This is a genomic window from Rummeliibacillus suwonensis, from assembly GCF_007896435.1.
GTDB lineage: Bacteria > Bacillota > Bacilli > Bacillales_A > Planococcaceae > Rummeliibacillus > Rummeliibacillus suwonensis.
The window spans coordinates 903,959-920,473 of record NZ_VCBL01000001.1 but is presented as its reverse complement, the minus strand read 5'-3'; the positions used below and the strand labels follow the sequence as shown (position 1 = coordinate 920,473).

At 34.8% G+C, this 16,515-nt stretch carries 20 protein-coding genes, 1 pseudogene and 1 other annotated feature; of the genes and pseudogenes, 3 read left to right on the top strand and 18 right to left on the bottom strand.

Annotated features, from left to right (window positions below; translation table 11 throughout):
- Window positions 1-37: 37 nt before the first annotated feature.
- From FEU33_RS04245 to FEU33_RS04205, 9 genes are all read right to left on the bottom strand, one after another.
- Window positions 38-901 (bottom strand): phosphotransferase, encoded by an 864-nt coding sequence (locus FEU33_RS04245; RefSeq protein WP_146548176.1) that lies wholly within the window; start codon window positions 899-901, stop codon window positions 38-40.
- Window positions 902-2,158: a LysM peptidoglycan-binding domain-containing protein gene (locus FEU33_RS04240; RefSeq protein ID WP_186731310.1), complete on the bottom strand. Its 1,257-nt coding sequence runs from the start codon at window positions 2,156-2,158 to the stop codon at window positions 902-904.
- Window positions 2,159-2,590: 432 nt separating this feature from the next.
- Window positions 2,591-3,043 carry a hypothetical protein gene (locus FEU33_RS04235; RefSeq protein WP_146548174.1) on the bottom strand — a complete coding sequence of 151 codons (453 nt, stop codon included), beginning with the start codon at window positions 3,041-3,043 and terminating at the stop codon, window positions 2,591-2,593.
- Complete coding sequence (locus tag FEU33_RS04230; protein ID WP_146548173.1) at window positions 3,040-3,567, bottom strand: hypothetical protein; 528 nt, start codon at window positions 3,565-3,567, stop codon at window positions 3,040-3,042. Before FEU33_RS04230 ends, FEU33_RS04235 begins: the two co-directional genes overlap by 4 nt.
- 140 nt (window positions 3,568-3,707) lie before the next feature.
- Window positions 3,708-4,265, bottom strand: a complete 558-nt coding sequence (locus FEU33_RS04225) for a YfbU family protein (protein ID WP_146548172.1) — start codon at window positions 4,263-4,265, stop codon at window positions 3,708-3,710.
- A gap of 101 nt (window positions 4,266-4,366) precedes the next feature.
- The gene (locus FEU33_RS04220) at window positions 4,367-4,837 is read right to left on the bottom strand and encodes a hypothetical protein (protein ID WP_146548171.1); all 471 of its coding nucleotides are present in this window, start codon (window positions 4,835-4,837) and stop codon (window positions 4,367-4,369) included.
- Window positions 4,838-5,308: 471 nt separating this feature from the next.
- Window positions 5,309-5,518 carry a hypothetical protein gene (locus tag FEU33_RS04215; RefSeq protein ID WP_146548170.1) on the bottom strand — a complete coding sequence of 70 codons (210 nt, stop codon included), beginning with the start codon at window positions 5,516-5,518 and terminating at the stop codon, window positions 5,309-5,311.
- A 62-nt stretch (window positions 5,519-5,580) separates the two neighbouring features.
- Complete coding sequence (locus FEU33_RS04210) at window positions 5,581-6,009, bottom strand: hypothetical protein (protein WP_146548169.1); 429 nt, start codon at window positions 6,007-6,009, stop codon at window positions 5,581-5,583.
- A gap of 1,027 nt (window positions 6,010-7,036) precedes the next feature.
- Window positions 7,037-7,360: a hypothetical protein gene (locus tag FEU33_RS04205; RefSeq protein ID WP_146548168.1), complete on the bottom strand. Its 324-nt coding sequence runs from the start codon at window positions 7,358-7,360 to the stop codon at window positions 7,037-7,039.
- 422 nt (window positions 7,361-7,782) lie between these two features.
- Here FEU33_RS04205 and FEU33_RS04200 point away from each other — a divergent pair, with 422 nt between their 5' ends.
- The 3 genes from FEU33_RS04200 (at window position 7,783) to FEU33_RS04190 (ending at window position 10,214) form a co-directional block, all read left to right on the top strand.
- Window positions 7,783-7,992: a helix-turn-helix transcriptional regulator gene (locus FEU33_RS04200; protein WP_146548167.1), complete on the top strand. Its 210-nt coding sequence runs from the start codon at window positions 7,783-7,785 to the stop codon at window positions 7,990-7,992.
- A 401-nt stretch (window positions 7,993-8,393) separates the two neighbouring features.
- Window positions 8,394-9,575, top strand: a complete 1,182-nt coding sequence (locus tag FEU33_RS04195) for a tyrosine-type recombinase/integrase (RefSeq protein WP_146548166.1) — start codon at window positions 8,394-8,396, stop codon at window positions 9,573-9,575.
- Between the two features lie 105 nt (window positions 9,576-9,680).
- Window positions 9,681-10,214 (top strand): transcription repressor NadR, encoded by a 534-nt coding sequence (locus FEU33_RS04190; protein WP_186725719.1) that lies wholly within the window; start codon window positions 9,681-9,683, stop codon window positions 10,212-10,214.
- Window positions 10,215-10,504: 290 nt separating this feature from the next.
- Here FEU33_RS04190 and pheA read toward each other — a convergent pair whose 3' ends face one another.
- The 9 genes and pseudogenes from pheA to FEU33_RS04145 all read right to left on the bottom strand — a co-directional run bounded on the left by pheA (window position 10,505) and on the right by FEU33_RS04145 (window position 16,226).
- Window positions 10,505-11,392, bottom strand: a complete 888-nt coding sequence (pheA, locus tag FEU33_RS04185) for a prephenate dehydratase (RefSeq protein WP_146548165.1) — start codon at window positions 11,390-11,392, stop codon at window positions 10,505-10,507.
- 15 nt (window positions 11,393-11,407) lie between these two features.
- A pseudogene (locus tag FEU33_RS04180) lies at window positions 11,408-11,864 on the bottom strand (ACT domain-containing protein).
- 19 nt (window positions 11,865-11,883) lie between these two features.
- A complete protein-coding gene (gene obgE / locus FEU33_RS04175) occupies window positions 11,884-13,173 on the bottom strand; it encodes a GTPase ObgE (protein WP_146548164.1) in 1,290 nt (429 codons plus the stop codon).
- Window positions 13,173-13,715: a Spo0B domain-containing protein gene (locus FEU33_RS04170; RefSeq protein ID WP_146548163.1), complete on the bottom strand. Its 543-nt coding sequence runs from the start codon at window positions 13,713-13,715 to the stop codon at window positions 13,173-13,175. The genes obgE and FEU33_RS04170 overlap by 1 nt, the downstream gene beginning before the upstream one ends.
- A 274-nt stretch (window positions 13,716-13,989) precedes the next feature.
- Window positions 13,990-14,286, bottom strand: a complete 297-nt coding sequence (gene rpmA, locus FEU33_RS04165) for a 50S ribosomal protein L27 (protein WP_146548162.1) — start codon at window positions 14,284-14,286, stop codon at window positions 13,990-13,992.
- 12 nt (window positions 14,287-14,298) lie between these two features.
- Entirely contained in the window at window positions 14,299-14,640 is a 342-nt protein-coding gene (locus FEU33_RS04160; RefSeq protein ID WP_146548161.1) for a ribosomal-processing cysteine protease Prp, read from the bottom strand.
- A 15-nt stretch (window positions 14,641-14,655) separates the two neighbouring features.
- Window positions 14,656-14,964 carry a 50S ribosomal protein L21 gene (gene rplU / locus FEU33_RS04155; RefSeq protein WP_146548160.1) on the bottom strand — a complete coding sequence of 103 codons (309 nt, stop codon included), beginning with the start codon at window positions 14,962-14,964 and terminating at the stop codon, window positions 14,656-14,658.
- Between the two features lie 13 nt (window positions 14,965-14,977).
- Window positions 14,978-15,053: a sequence feature (ribosomal protein L21 leader region), on the bottom strand.
- Window positions 15,054-15,087: 34 nt separating this feature from the next.
- Window positions 15,088-15,705 (bottom strand): site-2 protease family protein, encoded by a 618-nt coding sequence (locus tag FEU33_RS04150; RefSeq protein ID WP_146548159.1) that lies wholly within the window; start codon window positions 15,703-15,705, stop codon window positions 15,088-15,090.
- On the bottom strand, window positions 15,705-16,226 hold the full coding sequence (locus tag FEU33_RS04145) for a peptidoglycan DD-metalloendopeptidase family protein (protein WP_146548158.1): 522 nt from the start codon (window positions 16,224-16,226) through the stop codon (window positions 15,705-15,707). Before FEU33_RS04145 ends, FEU33_RS04150 begins: the two co-directional genes overlap by 1 nt.
- Window positions 16,227-16,515: the final 289 nt, after the last annotated feature.

The window sequence follows — 16,515 nt, the reverse complement described above, 5'->3', positions numbered from 1 at the left end:
TACGACCTATCTTAAAATACAAACATGTATTCTAATTTCACCTATCACAATCATACCACAGTTTTGGCCAAGAAGAGAGTGCCGCTTCCGTAAAGCGTATTAGTTCCTCCACAAATGCCTGTTGTCTTTCAGTAGTCACTGTTTTTACATACATCCATTCACGTAATAATTCATTTGGAAAACGTAATGTCTGTAAGTAATTCTTTGGTATTCGTTTCAGTATAGGTTGCTCATTTAACAATGCCCTCAAGTTGTAATTCACATTTGGCAATACGCGGTGCATCCACATAATCAGCTCTTCCTCTGGATATCCATAAGAAGCCAGATCAAAGTCTATTAAAATGTTTTTCCCCTTTGAATCCTTCAAAAAATTATGATGGACGATATCACCATGAAGTAATGTTTTTTGACTTTCCAAAGGTTCAATTTGATTAAATCCTGATAGAGCTTCTTGTGCATATAAAATGAGCTGATTACATTTATCTGCACCTAGATAAACAGATACTTGTGCATAATGCAAGATAAATTTTTGTAATCGTTCTTGCCATTTAAGCCTTAAATCATATGGTGGCAAAAGATATTCATCTTTTGACCAGTCTATTTTTTTGCCCGTTTGATGTAACTGGTACAAAATAGCTAGAGAATTTGTACGATCATGCTTATAGTGATACTTAAATGCTCTAGCGTTTTTTATCCATGGTTGTATAAGTATATTTTCATCTTCTAATGTAACCTTTGAAATCGTATGTGGAAATTGTATGTCAGCAAGACTTTCATGAATTACTTTTACCTTCTTCGCAACCATAGGATTATCATATTTTTTAACAACAAATTCTTCATTCCCTGACTGACAATGCCAGACATTTGATTTAATCTTCTTTTTTACATTGAATTTGTTCACCTAGCAAGACTCATAGCCTGCTTGCGGGAAGTTTGGCACGTGATGTGGCTGTGGTTGTGGCCAATGTTGAGCTGGTGGGTATGGTGAATAATAATGTCCTGGCCACGCTTGTGGCATTGGATTATGCTGATAGATCGGCGGTCCGAAATTCCAGTATGGATCAACATAATTTGGATATGGCATTGCCGGAGCATGGTACCATGATTCCATTGGTTGTTGATGGAATTCTTGACGGTCGTCATGATGTTGATACGATGGTGGTTCTTCACATTCTCTTGTTGATTCTGGCATAGCCCAACTTGGCTGTGTCGTTGGTGTCATCTGTTCCACAGGTGACACCATTGGTTCAGTCCATTGAGGGACTGATGACTGCACTGGCCATTGTGGTGTTGGAACTGGCACTGGCCATTGCGGTACCTGCACTGGAACGGGTGCTGGCCATTGCGGCATCGATTGATGTCCTCCACATCCACAGTCATGATGATATTGTGGGGCTGCATATTGTGGGAAACATGGTATTGGTGCACACGGCATCGGCATCGGTGGCGGGCATGGCATTGGTGGTGGAGCAGGTATTGGAACAGGTGCTGGTAACGGTGCCGCCTGTGCACAAGGTTCACATTCAGGCTCCGGCTTATGTTCTTTTTGCGGTTGAATAAAGAATTCCTCCTCATGTTGCTCTGTCAATTCTATTCTGGCTCTAATGGGGCGGGCTTCTTCAAATGGATGTATATGGGGGATTGGTTTTGGTTCTTCTATTGGTATAGGGATAGGAATCGGTATTTCCTTTGGTTTTACCACTGGTTGTTCTTTTGGTTTTGCTATCGGATGCTCTTTTGGTCGTGTCACCGGTTGTTCTTTTGGTCTCGCTATCGGGTGCTCTTTTGGTCGTGTCACCGGTTGTTCTTTCGGCCTCGCTATCGGGTGCTCTTTCGGTCTCGTTACCGGCTGCTCTTTTGGTCGTGTCACTGGTTGCTCCTTTGGTCTCGCTACCGGCTGCTCTTTTGGCGGTGTTACCGGTTGTTCCTTTGGTCTTGCTACTGGATATTCTTTTGGTTGTACCCTCGGATATTCTTTCGGCTGGCTTTTAGGTTGTTCCTTTTTAGGCGCATCAGGCAAAAATAATTCCATCCCCGGAACAATATAATCAGGGTTTGCTAAATGAGCATTTAATCTCTTCATATCCTCAAAAGAAATTCCGTATTGTCTTGCAATTTTCCAAAGTGTTTCGCCCTTTTTGACAGTATGAACGCGCACGCTTTTCCTCCTTCCATCTCTATACAATATGAAAAGCATCATTATTTGGACACTCTAATCTTATTTGTTTACGCCTTTCATGTTACACTATGTACCAAATTATGATTGTAGAATGGATTTTTATAATTTCTTAAATCCTTTTGTATCAAGGATTCTTGCCTATTTTTGAAAATGTTCAGCATGCAAAATAAAGCATAAAAAAGTATGTATTTGGGGCTGATTGGGGCTAGTTGGGACTAATGATTAAAATAACGGCGAGCGTGTGTAGGAATGGATGAGTGCTTTGTAATAAAAATAAGTTTTTTAATTAATTTAATTGGATTCTTTCTAATTTATAATAATTCTCGCTATTATTTAAAATTGACTAAATTTATGAAAAATAAAAAGCCAGAGCTATAGATATGTGCTCTGGCTAAACAAAGAAACATTAAATTAATAAGATATGCCTGATAATAACTCTCTTTCGTAGTTAGAATCCCTCTTCAAAAAATCGATTATCTCTCTTATCCTTAATGAAACAGTATCTAAGTTAATCTTATTTTTCTTTTCAACTTGTTTCTTATTTTTCATTTTCAAATATTTACTTGACCCAAAAACTCTACATTCTGCCATACTTTCAAGTATGACTTCAATTAAATTTCCTAATATAATAGGATACTTTACAAATGCGATAGCCACTATTTGTAAAGACCTTTTTTTGTCACTAGGGAAAAATTTTAATGCCAATTTAAAATGGACAAGTAATATAAGTAAAGGCAACAACACTACTAACAGTTTGTATTTAAAATTAAATCCAATTCCATTATTTTTAAATTTTAAATATGTGGCCCTAACTACTGCGGAGTAAATAGCAAAGAAAATAAAAAATGTTATTAACAAAATCATCTTCTTTTCCTCCCATTCTTTTTAGAGTTTCTAACTACATATTGCTTGGTTTTAGCTTTTTTGTAGTATTCCTCTCTTTTACCCATATCCATACGTTTCGTTTCGAAATTTTTCCTATACTCTTGACGTCGTTGTTGTCTTGTTTCAATCTCTTCATTATCACTATATGCTATAAAATCTTTAATAGCAAGGTAAACAAATCCAAAACTGATAACCCATATTCCGTATTTTATGTATGAGATAAGTCCATTATGAACAATCAAACCTTGAGAATTTAAAATAACGATACTAATACAAACACCACTAAGAATTGCTGGCGCTATTACGCCTATTCTTCTCCTAAATCTGTCATTTTTAGTAACTGTTAAAGGTTCATGGCTCCAATAATCAAAACAAAAAGGTATATAATATAACAAAAAACTAGAACAAATAGTAGCTAAATTATTTGAACTATGTATCGGCGCTAACAATATTATCCAACATATAATTACATATACTATACGTAGAAGAAAAAAACCGTTCATTCAATATCATCCTTGCAAAATTTGTCTTTCAATATAGTATCATAGTTGCGAACTTTTTAAAATTATTCTTTTTTAATATACCTATCCTATATTTTAATTATTGATAATAAAAGCACCCCGAAGGATGACTTTTTATTTTATCATCCATTAATGATTTCTTGAATTTCCTCAATAGATAGATCATCAGAATAACCATAATCTCTTGATTTTAGTATTGCTTTTCTTTTGTCTATCATCTTTTTCAATTTTCGCATACTCGGTCCAAAACCATGAGAATTAAAACTCTCAATTTTTCCAGATTCCATCAATTCTTTAATTTCTTCATATCTCCCAAGCTGTTTGACTAAGAACTCATAGAAACTGAGGTATTTAACTTCTGTTTCATCGTTTAGGTCAAACCCATTAAACAATACATCCTTTTCATCGATAACTTCTTTCGCTTTAACACTGTGTTCTCTTGAATAATACAAATCACGATATAGGGAGAGTACATCTATTACAAATTTGCATTCTTCATCAGAAAGCTCATCAGAAAAGTACTCAGTAGCTAGAGAATAGTATCTACTAAAACCCGCAGTAAAGATATCTCTAAAGTTTTCGAATTGCTTCTTTTCGTGTGGATCTTCCGTTAATCTTGATAAGATTTCATACTGATTGGCAATTATTAATCTATCTTTTATACTCAAACTGCTATCCATTTCCTCACCTCTTCAATTTTAACTATATTAAATTAACAGTAGGAAGTATATTACATATTTGATATTATAACAAAAACATCATAAAGAAAATAATTAATGAATTAACATTCACTTTCAAATTCAATCTTATTAATTAAAGTATTAAAATACACAGCCGTAGGGCGTATATTAACTGCTTTTATAAAAAGTCTAGCAGAATAAAAGAATAAATATAGCATAATAATGATGTATATAAGAAATATTACTATATTACCACTTCTATCTGCTAAGGCCTTATAAATAGCGAAAACACCCCCAAATATAGCCAATAGACTAGGAAAATACTTTGAAGGATCAAATGTTTCTTCAAAGCTTTTAGCTCTCGCTTGAATTATTAGTTGCTCTTTTTTGTCCATAAACTTTAAAGAATATATATTATTTTTTATATGTTCATCACTTAAACTTGATTTTTTTGGAAAAAGATTTTCATCAATAAATGCCTTAAACACTTTATCTTTTTTCTTAGACATCTCTAATAGATCTTTTATAAAGATATAATTTACATCAGCAGTTATTTCTTCTGTTTTTGTCATAAGTTTCACCTCACATATTTCATAATACAAGGGAAATTCTAAATTAGCCCTGTCTATACTTCAATGCAATTTTTAATACTGTAAGTAATTTTGAACGTTTATTTGCAAGTGTAGCAGAATATATGTAATATCCAAAAAAAATGATAAAATACGCTATGCCAATTATTATTGCACCCGTACAAATAGATTTAACTGTATATTCGCCAATTCTTTGAGTATCCTCTTTTGGAATAATCGAAGAAAATAAACTTCCCAAAATGGTAACCACACAAGTTATCATTGTTAATTAGATAACCATCATTTGTTTGAAAAATATAATCTTTATTTAGTTGTTTCCTAATTTGGTGTTCATTCAATAAAAATGATAGATTGTTCTTTAGTCTAGCATTCATATAGTACCCCCTTCTATTAAATTGGCTAAAGAAGTATGTTGTGTCCTTCCACTTCCAAACTTAGTAAAAATATTTATCATCATGATATGACTAACTTAAAAACATAATATGCAATGATAAGAAATATTAATGAAGCTAATGTCCCAGCTATTTTACGTGGTATTCTCAACATTTTAAATAAAATTATTAATACTATAATCGCTATAACTAAAATCCCTATGTATATACCAAATTGAATAGCCATTCCATTGATAACACTGTTATCAAAATTATTGTCAACTATCTCCATAAAATGCCTCCAAGACTACTACTTTTAAAAATTGTATTATTTTTACATTTAATCCAGTTCTTCTATATGGATTTTTGAACCATAAAAAAAAGCTTCCGAATTATCACAACAGTCTCACTTATTAATCTAAATAATGTTGATATAAGCAAGATTGGAATAAATATTAATAAATGAACAATCATAAAAAAGAAAGAAATAATTATATGTGTATTCCTTATAGTGTAATAGTATTTCCCCATATATACCGATGTTCTGGGTTCTGAAAATATAGGAAAGACAATTTTTAATACAGAAAATCCAAATAAGATTACTAATAAAAACACTGAAAACAATAATTGTGTTCCTGTTTGGTGCCACAAAATCTGATAATATTCTCTTGAATTTGCCTTATAAGCGCTATACAACAAATGCCCAGGTTTTACAATTTCAAAGAATAGTAAATACCAACCTAATAAAACTTTAACTACTTTTAGTAACATAATATCTTTCATGAAAACCACCTTGTCTATTGTATATACAAATGTCTAAGTCAACATATTTGTAAATAGGGGTTCTTATACTAAATATTAACTTTCTACGAAGTTTAATATATGGAGAATGAGAATTATATTACATATTTGATATAAATAAAGGAACCCCGAAGGCTACTAGACACGTAAATCTTTAATTTACTTTTTCCCCAGTGAATTTAACCATTCCATCATCAGTTACCTCTTTATAATCAACTCGAACAGTATTACTAGCAATAGTAATGTACTCAGATAACATCATAAGATGCAAAGTTCGATAATCCAAGGCTGTTTCTACCTTTTCTTCTCCAATTATTTTTTTAATTCAACTTTGTATTCATTCATACTCTTAACCTTCCTTATTTTTAATATTAATTATTTGATTCACAATCGAGCTCCTAAATATTCTGTACAGATCGTGTAAACAAATAATAAGCCGAATATAAAAATGCACTGCCAGCAATGAAATTAGCAATTTTATAGGGTACTCTAAAAATCACACAATCAACAACAATCAACCTTACAGCATACAAAGCAACACAAATAAATAGATAAGAAATGATTGTATGGCTATTTGATTAAAAAATAACTAGGCGTTTCTTCCATAATGCACCCCTTCTGTATTTACTATAAATAATTTCCAGAAGTGCGTATATCATAAATTTGATATACAATAAAAAAAGACCACCTTTTTTGAGTGGTCCATGTTTGTTTTATTAATTTATGCTCCTGTTGCAGCAGGAGCCTTTTGTTTGCTCAAATGACTGCCGCCAACTACTTTACCAATGATTTTTACTTGATGTTCCCTCACAACTTGTATTTTTCACCTAACAACATGATCTGATTGCCAAAGCGTGTGAATGTACTTACAAAGCGTTGTCCAGCTACTTCAAATACCGCTAAATCCTCTCCATTACCCTGTGGTTACTCGATTGTAGACACAATAACCTCGTCACCTTCTAATAACCCTAACCCATTGTTTGTATCGCTAATTTCTAATGAAAATAAATTATTCATGCTCTGCTTCCTCCATTCTTTTTTTCGCTATTGTTTTTATTTCTGTAGCAACTTCTTCTATTGTCTTCCCTTGTTTATTTATTCCAAAATAATCACATAAAAAATCGGCTGCTACATACGGTATATAATTTTCCTCCATAACTACTTGCTTATAAGCATTAATTAGGTGAATGGCTTTCTCTTTTGAAACACAAACGCTTTTGAATGGACGTAATTTTTTAGTGTCACACCAAGTGACAACAATGTACATTTCTACTTTTATTTCTACACCTAAAATCACTTTTGAACGCACTTGAAAATAGTCTTGAAGTTCCAATTATCATTGCCCCCTCCTATTATTTAATCCACCAGTTTCCTCTATGTTTGCCGCATGTTCTAATTCCTAATTCTCGCCACCCAAAACTTAGATCCACATATACAACACGTATAAAGGTACTCTTTTGAAAAATTTCTTTCACTATTACCATTGATAGTCTCTACCTTCTCTACTTAACCTGTAAATTTGGCAAGTGTCTTTTCAAGCAAATTAGGGTAACACTTCGGACAAATTTCATAGATGTAAGTTGGTACTGATTCACACATTATGAGAAACCTCCTTTTCTACTTATTTTTATAACTAATTAATTATATATTATTCTATTTAAATCATACATTCAACAAAAATAACTTTTTTATTATATTTTATAATATTTTATATATATTTTATGTTATAATACAAATATGAGAGGGGTTTATAATATGACAATGGCTCAAAAAATAAAAATACTTTTAATAAAAAAAGGAATGAATGTTTCTCAACTTGCAGAGAAAATAGGTACTTCGCAACCAAACTTGTCTAAAAAAATGAGTAGAGATAATTTCAGTGAGAAAGACTTAGAAGAAATCGCAAAAACACTGGATGTAAAGTATGAAGGATTCTTCTTCTTAGAAGATGGGGATCGTATATAAGCAAAAAAAGACACTAATCGTAATGATTAAGTGCCTTTTCAATATTATTTAAAACATTTTAGATTAATTTAATATCCGTACAAATTAAGTTATATTCCTATCCAAGATAGCTGTATGTTGGTCAAACCATTCGAAAACTTTATCTCTTGGATAACGGCTCTAATACCAATTAATTTTGGAAAATTGGACGCGCTACAATTCGATTTATAGTCGATAATTCAGCTTGAAAAATTTCTATCAAATGTTCTTTTTTGAGTACATTGGGATATGAATAATTCTTATAACCGTCTTCTATACCTTTTTCATAAGCTTTCAGAAATGAAAGTTCTAACTTTTTTCTAACAATTCACCTTCTAAGGCTTCAATTTGTTTGAAAATATCGTTCACACACTCGTCAAGGAATGGTAAAGGTGACAAAGATCAAATCAAAAAAAGAAGCAGAAGTATATTGCTATGAAACGAAAACGAAGGGTGTTCTATGGGGATTTCGCCATAAATACTACAATGCTCTAGGCGAACGCAAAGAGAAGAAGGGAAGCGGCTATGCTACCGAAAAAGCAGCAATCAAAGCACTGCTCCAAGTAAAAGCCGAGTTATTAAGTGGCGGATCTAAAAAAGTGGAATATGAAAATATGACAGTTGGCCAATGGCTTGATATTTGGTATGGATCCAACAAAAAGAAGTGGAAAATTGGAACCGCTATTCAAAGAGAATGGATAATACGTACTCAATTAAAAACCTATCTAAGCCACTTCAAGTTGCAAAAACTCGATAAAATAACGTATGAACGTGAATTTATTCATAAAGTGGAAGGCAAATTTAAAAGTGGAACCGTTAGACTTTGGCATACGATTTTTAAAATAGCCGTTAATGCTGCAGTAGAAAATGAAATATTAGATCGGAACCGCTTCACGAAAGTTGCCATATTGAATGACGAAACGGATGTGAAAAATAACTTTCTCACACCCGCCGAGTTAAATATCTTATTGAATGATGTTAAACTAAACGAAAATATCACAAACTATTCTTTGATTCTTACGCTTGCTTATACTGGCATTCGCCGCGGTGAAGCATTGGGGCTTCAATGGAAAAACATAGACTTTAAAAAGCATACAATTACCGTTGAACGAACTCGTGATGATAAGGGATCACGAACACCCAAAACAAAGAATAGTTATAGAACTATTGTAGTTGATGAAATCGTTATGGTACAACTTGAAAACTATAAAAAATGGTGTAAGAAAGAGTTGCTAAAAGACGGTAAAAAAATAACCGGTGAAACTTTTGTTTTTATTTCCAGCGACATGCCAGAACCTATAAAAGAGCATATTCCCATACACATCATTAGAAAATCCATTAAAAGAACGGGCATTCATAAGATAAATGTACATGGTTTACGGCATACTCACGCTACCATCTTATTGAATAATGATTTTAATGTAAAAGCAATTGCGGATCGCTTAGGGAACACCGTTCAAATGATTTATAATGTATATGGACATGTTATGAAAAAGACCGAAAAAGAATCGGTTTTAGTATTCAAACAAGCACTAAATGGGGCTAAAACTGGGGCTAACTCATAAAAAAGCAGGCTTCAAGCATTGATTTAATGCGGTTTTATGTATTCGTTTCATGTTACACTATGTATAGAGAAGTACTATTTATGCTTGTATTTTGAGGTGTTATTTATGAAAAAATTACTTGGGGAAGAACGTAGAACATTTTTGTTAAATTTATTGAAAACAGAGGGAAAAGCCATTACAGGAACAGAATTCGCCAAAAGAACGAATGTTTCCAGACAAGTGATTGTGAATGACATTGCCTTACTAAAAGCAAGGAATGAACCAATTGTCGCTACGAGTCAAGGCTATCTCTATTTTAATCAGCAAGCAAGTGTACAAAATTTTGAACGGCAGATCGCCGCTTACCATACTTCTGAACAGACCGAGGATGAATTAAATACATTAGTGGATGCAGGAACCACTGTAAAGGATGTTACAGTCGAACATCCTGTCTATGGAGAAATCACAGCTAATATTATGGTAAAAAATCGTTTTGAGGTACAGCAATTTATGAAAAAACTTCAGGAAACAAATGCAAGTCCACTGATGGCATTGACAGATGGTGCACATCTTCATACCATTTCTGCCCCCACGGTAGCTCAACTTGACTTAGCCGAAAAACGATTAAAAGAAAAAGGCTATTTACTCTCAAAGGATTAAAAAAAGAGTTGTTGCATAAGGAACATAAAGTACACCTACTATGTAACATCTCTTCTATAATTCCATATGAATAGTACTGCAATAATTGACAAAGCTACTGATTAACCATCGTGAATGATGAATATCAACCATATTGAGACCAATTAATCTGGTAGTAACAGACAGTAAAGCTTCCGCTACTCTAACGTTCCAATATAACAGAGGCTCACCACCTATAACGGTCTGGTTGGACCAACAAACAACCCAGTAGGAAATGAGGAAAAGCTCCCACTGGGTGAAATTTCACCTTATCATTTGGATGCTTTTTTTGAATGTTGTTTATAGGTGTAGTAGCTTCCTAACGATTTAACCGTACAGCCTAGTGCTGCTAATTCTTCCATAGCACCTTTCATCAATGGAGCATTTTCATCTTCTAACAAATCCAATATAAAGAAATAATCGCCTAAACCTGTTTTTAAAGGTCGTGATTCAATTTTACTTAAATTAATTTTTCGCCAAGCAAAAACTGATAAAATCTGATGCAATGCCCCAGAATGGTCATTGGATAATTTGATCATAAGCGTTGTTTTAATCTGTTCTTCTCGTTCTGCTAATTCAATACGTCCATTACTTCTTGAAAGTACAACAAAACGAGTATGATTAAAATGAAAATCGTGAATTTTAGGTTGAACAATTTCCAAATCATAGGTCTCGGCTGCAGCGGAGTTACCAATTGCTGCAATACACTCTTCCGGATGTTCAAAAACAAATTTTGCAGCTGCTGCAGTAGATGAAGTCTGATGTAGTGGAACACCTCGAAAGCGATAATACAAATATTTATGGCATTGTGCTAATGCATGAGGATGAGAATAGACGCCTTGTATATTCTTCCAATTTGCTACTTGCTTTTTATGTACCATTAAATGCTGTTCAATTGGTGACAGTACTTCACCCACTACGTATAAATTGACCTCATGATATAAATAATCGATGGTCAATGGGACAATACCCTCTAAAGCGTTTTCTAATGGAACAATGGCTAATTCTACTTGACTTTCTGCTACAGCTTCAATACATTCTGGAATCGTTCTAAATGGAATCATCCATTCATTTGGAAATAATTCTTGTGCTGCTAAATGTGTAAATGTACCTTTTGGGCCCAAATAAGCCACTCGATTTTTCCATTCTTCGGATACCAACTCGAAAATGCCCCCTTATAGCGCGCCTGAACTAATAACCTCTGCTGACTCTACAAAATCTAATTTCTTAAGATTTTGCAATAACTCATCTAACTCTACATCCATTGCTGTCACATCAAGTGATAGTGTAACATTTGCCCGCCCTTGAATCGGAATCCGTTTGATGGATGGTTAGTACATTACAATGCGTATCTGTTACGGTGGATAGAAGTCGAGCTAGTGTTCCTTTGCGGTCCTCTAGCTGTAAAAAAACTGTTAAAATACGTTCTTGTACAATAGAGTGGAAGGGGAAAACAGCATCTCGATACTTATAAAACGCACTTCTGGATAAATCTACCTGCTTAACAGCATCCCAAATAGAAGTGACAGCACCGGTTTGTAACAAATGCTTTGCCTCTAATGTTTTTTGCATAGCATCTGTTAATACATCTTCGCGTACTAAATAATAGCGTTGATCTGCAATATTTTTCATCTTTTTCCCCCCTGATTAACTACTCTATAAAATCAAACTCAAACTTTAATAAGCGAACGGTATCCCCATTTTGAGCACCTCGTTCACGTAGTGCATCATCGACACCCATACCACGTAATTGGCGTGAAAAACGTCGTACTGATTCTTCACGGCTAAAGTCTGTCATTTTAAATAGCCGTTCAATGGTATAGCCTGATAATACGTAAGCGCCATCATCGTCACGACTGATAACAAAATCTTCACCTTTCGCCTCATGCTTGTATAGAACAGTTGCATCTGTTTCCTCATCTTCCATTTCATGGAGTGGGAATTCAGGCGTTTCATCTAAAAGATCTGCAACTGCAAATAACATTTCTTTTAAACCTTGGCGTGAAATAGCTGAGATCGGAAAAATCTTAACATCTTCCCCTACTTGATCTTTAAACACTTTGAAATTCTCTTCGGCATCTGGCATATCCATTTTATTGGCAACGACGATTTGCGGACGCTCTGTTAGTCGCATATTATATTGTTCTAACTCTTTATTGATGGTCAAATAATCTTCATATGGATCGCGACCTTCCATACCAGACATATCAATCACATGGACGATGACACGTGTGCGTTCGATGTGACGTAGGAATTGATGGCCTAAGCCTATCCCCTCAGATGCACCTTCAATAAGACCTGGAAGATCAGCCATGACAAAACTTCTCCCATCATCAATACGAACCATACCTAAGTTCGGCACGATCGTTGTAAAGTGATAAGCGCCAATCTTCGGCTTTGCTGATGTAACAACTGATAATAGAGTTGATTTTCCAACGCTTGGAAATCCAACTAAACCAACATCAGCTAATACTTTTAATTCTAATATAACATTAAGTTCTTGTCCTGGCTCCCCTTTTTCTGAAAGTTCTGGAGCTGGATTTGCAGGTGTAGCAAAACGAGAGTTGCCTCGACCGCCACGTCCTCCTCTTGCAATGACCACTTTTTGACCGTGCTCTACTAAATCCGCGATCACACGGCCGTTTTCTTCGTCTGTTACGACAGTACCAGGTGGCACAGAAACATATAAAGACTCTGCATTTTTACCATGTTGGTTTTTGCTCATGCCGTGTTCGCCACGGTTAGCTTTAAAATGGCGTTTATAGCGGAAATCCATTAATGTGCGTAAACCTTCGTCAACTACGAATACTACGTCACCGCCCTTACCGCCATCCCCACCAGCAGGACCACCGTTTGGCACGAATTTTTCACGGCGGAAGGCTACCATACCATTGCCTCCATCTCCACCTTTAACATAAATTTTTACGTGGTCGACAAACATTAAAGTCCCTCCTTGTTGTTTAAAATGACGTATTGCCATTCTTGTTCTGAAAATTGGTCATCTTCAACCACTAATAATGGCTGTTGAATCGATTGTTGAAAAACATCTTTTTGCTCCCAACGTCCTTTTGCATGAAACAAAATCTCGAATTTTCTTGCTGTTGAATAGATTTGTAATGATAGTTGTTGATCAACAAACGGATCTAGTGATGAATAAACATGTAATACAGATTTCTCCAAATAGTTACAAATCGCATCATCCAAAATTGGATTTACTTCATGTTCAATCATGCTCTGAATGTCAACATGGAAGTTTTGATAACGCCATCCTAATGTATGAATCCATTCAATCGTTTTTGGTAAACCCAATCTATTGATATTGAAAAAGGTTTTACATTGTTCAGTAATTTCTTCTACAGCTGTTTTAGCTGAATCTGTCCTACCTAAGTCAAGATTAATCTTAATAAGTTGAAGTTGATTTAGAAAATCATGGTTTGCAAAACGTAGCGCTTCATTTATGGTGAGTGTATTTCCGTTCATCATCGTTCACTCTCCTTCGATGAGATGTTCATTTTACAGTATACCAATTTCCCTAGAAATTTTCTTCTAATTAGAAAAAATTCGATTTTCGTAAATTGTAGCAAAAGAATATTGAACTTTCCTCCCTCAATTATGGATGAAAAGAAAGGGAGGTTTTTCCCAGATGACTTAGAATAGCAAAAAAGCACGAATGCTGTTAAATCAACATTCGTGCCTCTCTGCTTTTGCAAGATCTCGTCTCAAAAGAAACTGATGAGACAAATCTAATACACGTTCATTATGCTTCTTGAGCAACTGGGTATACGCTGACTTTACGTTTTTCACGGCCTAGGCGTTCGAATTTAACAACGCCATCAACTTTTGCGAATAAAGTATCGTCACCACCGCGACCTACATTTTCACCTGGATAGATTTTAGTACCACGTTGACGATACAAAATAGAGCCAGCTGTTGCGAATTGACCATCAGCACGTTTAGCACCTAAACGTTTTGCTTCAGAATCACGACCGTTCTTAGTAGAACCTACACCTTTTTTAGAAGAGAAGAATTGTAAATCTAAAGATACTAGTAACATATGTTCCACCTCCTAGATCATTTTATATTTTAATTCGATAAAATCTCCATAACTTGCGACCATCGTATAATACTGGGTCACCATTGTTTGAAGAATGATTTGCAGTTTTGCATCAGCCTCAGCGTCAAGATCTGCCTGATCGATCACACAGGATAAAAATCCTCCGTTCTCGCCTTGTTCAATACCTGGTTGTAATTGTAGGATTTGTCCAATTGCATTTACCGTGCCAAAAGCAATAGCAGATGCGCCTGCACAAACTAAATCATGGCCAGGATCACCAGAATAGGCATGACCTGAAACTTCAAAGCCATAAGATTTGCGGTTTTCATCGCTATGAATCTTAACTGTAATCATCGAATCCCTCCACTATTAAGCGTTGATTGCTTCAACAACTAATTTTGTGTATGGTTGACGATGACCTTGTTTACGACGGTAGTTCTTTTTAGCTTTTAATTTGAAAACAACAACCTTTTTCTCACGGCCTTGTTTTTCAACTTTAGCTGTAACTGTTGCGCCTTCAACGAATGGAGCTCCAACTTTAACATCTTCGCCACCAACGAAAAGAACTTTGTCAAAAGTAACTGTTTCACCAGCTTCAGCGTTGATTTTTTCAACGTAGATTTCTTGGCCAGCTTCTACTTTAACTTGTTTACCACCAGTTTCAATAATTGCGTACATAACTGCACCTCCTCAAAAGTCTCAGACTCGCCTTCAATAGGTGATCCAGATGGATGCTTATAACCTTTTCAGCGCGGTTGTAGCACGGGTGCTACATAACATAGAAATATTATCACACTAAAACTATGACGTCAACCTATTTAGCACAACGTTTTCAAAAGCTTGTTCATATTTTCTGTAACGAAAAGCCTTGATATTTTGAACAAAAAGCAATAACAGAATCAGCATAAAAAAGATGGAATGTGGAAAATACCATATAGCCAGAACAAAACATGTTGCACAACAAGACATGGATAATAGCAAAAAAGACGTTTTAGTCGTTTGTAATGACTTTTTTTCACTCCATAGTATTTCTAGCATTCTCCCGCCATCAAGAGGCCAAATAGGTAAAATATTGATCAAAAGCAATAAAATCTGTATGGCTTGAAACGGCTCACTTAAAGATTTCGGAAAGAAAAATGCAATCCCATAAAGGATCATCGTGACAATCGGACCTCCTAGAGCAATCATAAATTGCTGTCTTTTTGTCACTTGCCACCTTGTAGCATAAAGGATCTCCCCACCATAAGGCATGATAACGCAAGATTTTACTTTCACATGAAGGACATAAGCAACGAATAAATGTCCAAATTCATGCAAGCATAAAGAAATAAATAATAACGCATAATTAGCAAACTGCCCCGTAATGATTAACCATACAATCAATGGCAAAAGTGTGGGGTGAAGCTTTAGTTTCCTCATCACTGAAGCCAACCCTTTATAGAATCCGGATCTAACATAGCGCCTCTACGCTCAATTTGCAAATAGAAAGTTCCCGAATCCATTGTAGCTAGAGGTTCTCCTTCCTTAATAGTTGTATAGGGCAAATAATCTAGTGATTTTAGCAATCCATATGTTACCCGCTCACCTGTATCATATGTAATCGTCATTGTTTTACCAAGTGATTTTGTATGCCCTGTGAAAATAACAAAGCCGTCATGTTTTGCATAAATAGTCAATGGTTCATCGTAAGATAATAGCACTCCGTTTGAAAAAGATTGCATCGTGTTGTATTCTCCGATATGTGAGTCAGCTACTGGCGCCATAACTGTTACTTTTTCTTCCTCCTGGAATACTTCCTTTGTCCAATTCGTGAGAATCAGTAAGTCATCATTTGATAAGACATAATCCGTTACATGACTATTTAGTATTTGCTTTTTTTCTAATACGATGAATGTAAATAGTAATACTGCAACGAATAGCGTCAATTTCCACTTTTTCAAGAACTACCACCCCAAAACTACATTTTCTATCAGTTTATGAGGCATCCCTTGCAAACAGTACAACTATCGATCACACTTCAATAGTCGAGATGAAAACCATTCAAAAAGGTTTTATACCTTCTATGAAATTATTCACCTGAATCCATTTCATAATGTAGAATACGTTTTATTGTCTCTCTTTCCCCATAAGTCTATGAAATTCCCATAGCATTCAAGAGCTGTGCATAAAAAACTTTTTAAACAAAAAAAGCGCCATTCAATTATGATGAATGGCACTTGTCATCGTACA

Coding starts and splice junctions, on each gene's coding strand:
- FEU33_RS04235 (WP_146548174.1), bottom strand. CDS start 3,043: ATGATTTTGTTAATAACATTTTTTATTTTCTTTGCTATTTACTCCGCA.
- FEU33_RS04230 (WP_146548173.1), bottom strand. CDS start 3,567: ATGAACGGTTTTTTTCTTCTACGTATAGTATATGTAATTATATGTTGG.
- FEU33_RS04225 (WP_146548172.1), bottom strand. CDS start 4,265: ATGGATAGCAGTTTGAGTATAAAAGATAGATTAATAATTGCCAATCAG.
- FEU33_RS04220 (WP_146548171.1), bottom strand. CDS start 4,837: ATGACAAAAACAGAAGAAATAACTGCTGATGTAAATTATATCTTTATA.
- FEU33_RS04215 (WP_146548170.1), bottom strand. CDS start 5,518: ATGGAGATAGTTGACAATAATTTTGATAACAGTGTTATCAATGGAATG.
- FEU33_RS04210 (WP_146548169.1), bottom strand. CDS start 6,009: ATGAAAGATATTATGTTACTAAAAGTAGTTAAAGTTTTATTAGGTTGG.
- FEU33_RS04200 (WP_146548167.1), top strand. CDS start 7,783: ATGACAATGGCTCAAAAAATAAAAATACTTTTAATAAAAAAAGGAATG.
- FEU33_RS04195 (WP_146548166.1), top strand. CDS start 8,394: ATGGTAAAGGTGACAAAGATCAAATCAAAAAAAGAAGCAGAAGTATAT.
- FEU33_RS04190 (WP_186725719.1), top strand. CDS start 9,681: ATGAAAAAATTACTTGGGGAAGAACGTAGAACATTTTTGTTAAATTTA.
- obgE (WP_146548164.1), bottom strand. CDS start 13,173: ATGTTTGTCGACCACGTAAAAATTTATGTTAAAGGTGGAGATGGAGGC.
- FEU33_RS04170 (WP_146548163.1), bottom strand. CDS start 13,715: ATGATGAACGGAAATACACTCACCATAAATGAAGCGCTACGTTTTGCA.
- rpmA (WP_146548162.1), bottom strand. CDS start 14,286: ATGTTACTAGTATCTTTAGATTTACAATTCTTCTCTTCTAAAAAAGGT.
- FEU33_RS04160 (WP_146548161.1), bottom strand. CDS start 14,640: ATGATTACAGTTAAGATTCATAGCGATGAAAACCGCAAATCTTATGGC.
- rplU (WP_146548160.1), bottom strand. CDS start 14,964: ATGTACGCAATTATTGAAACTGGTGGTAAACAAGTTAAAGTAGAAGCT.
- FEU33_RS04150 (WP_146548159.1), bottom strand. CDS start 15,705: ATGAGGAAACTAAAGCTTCACCCCACACTTTTGCCATTGATTGTATGG.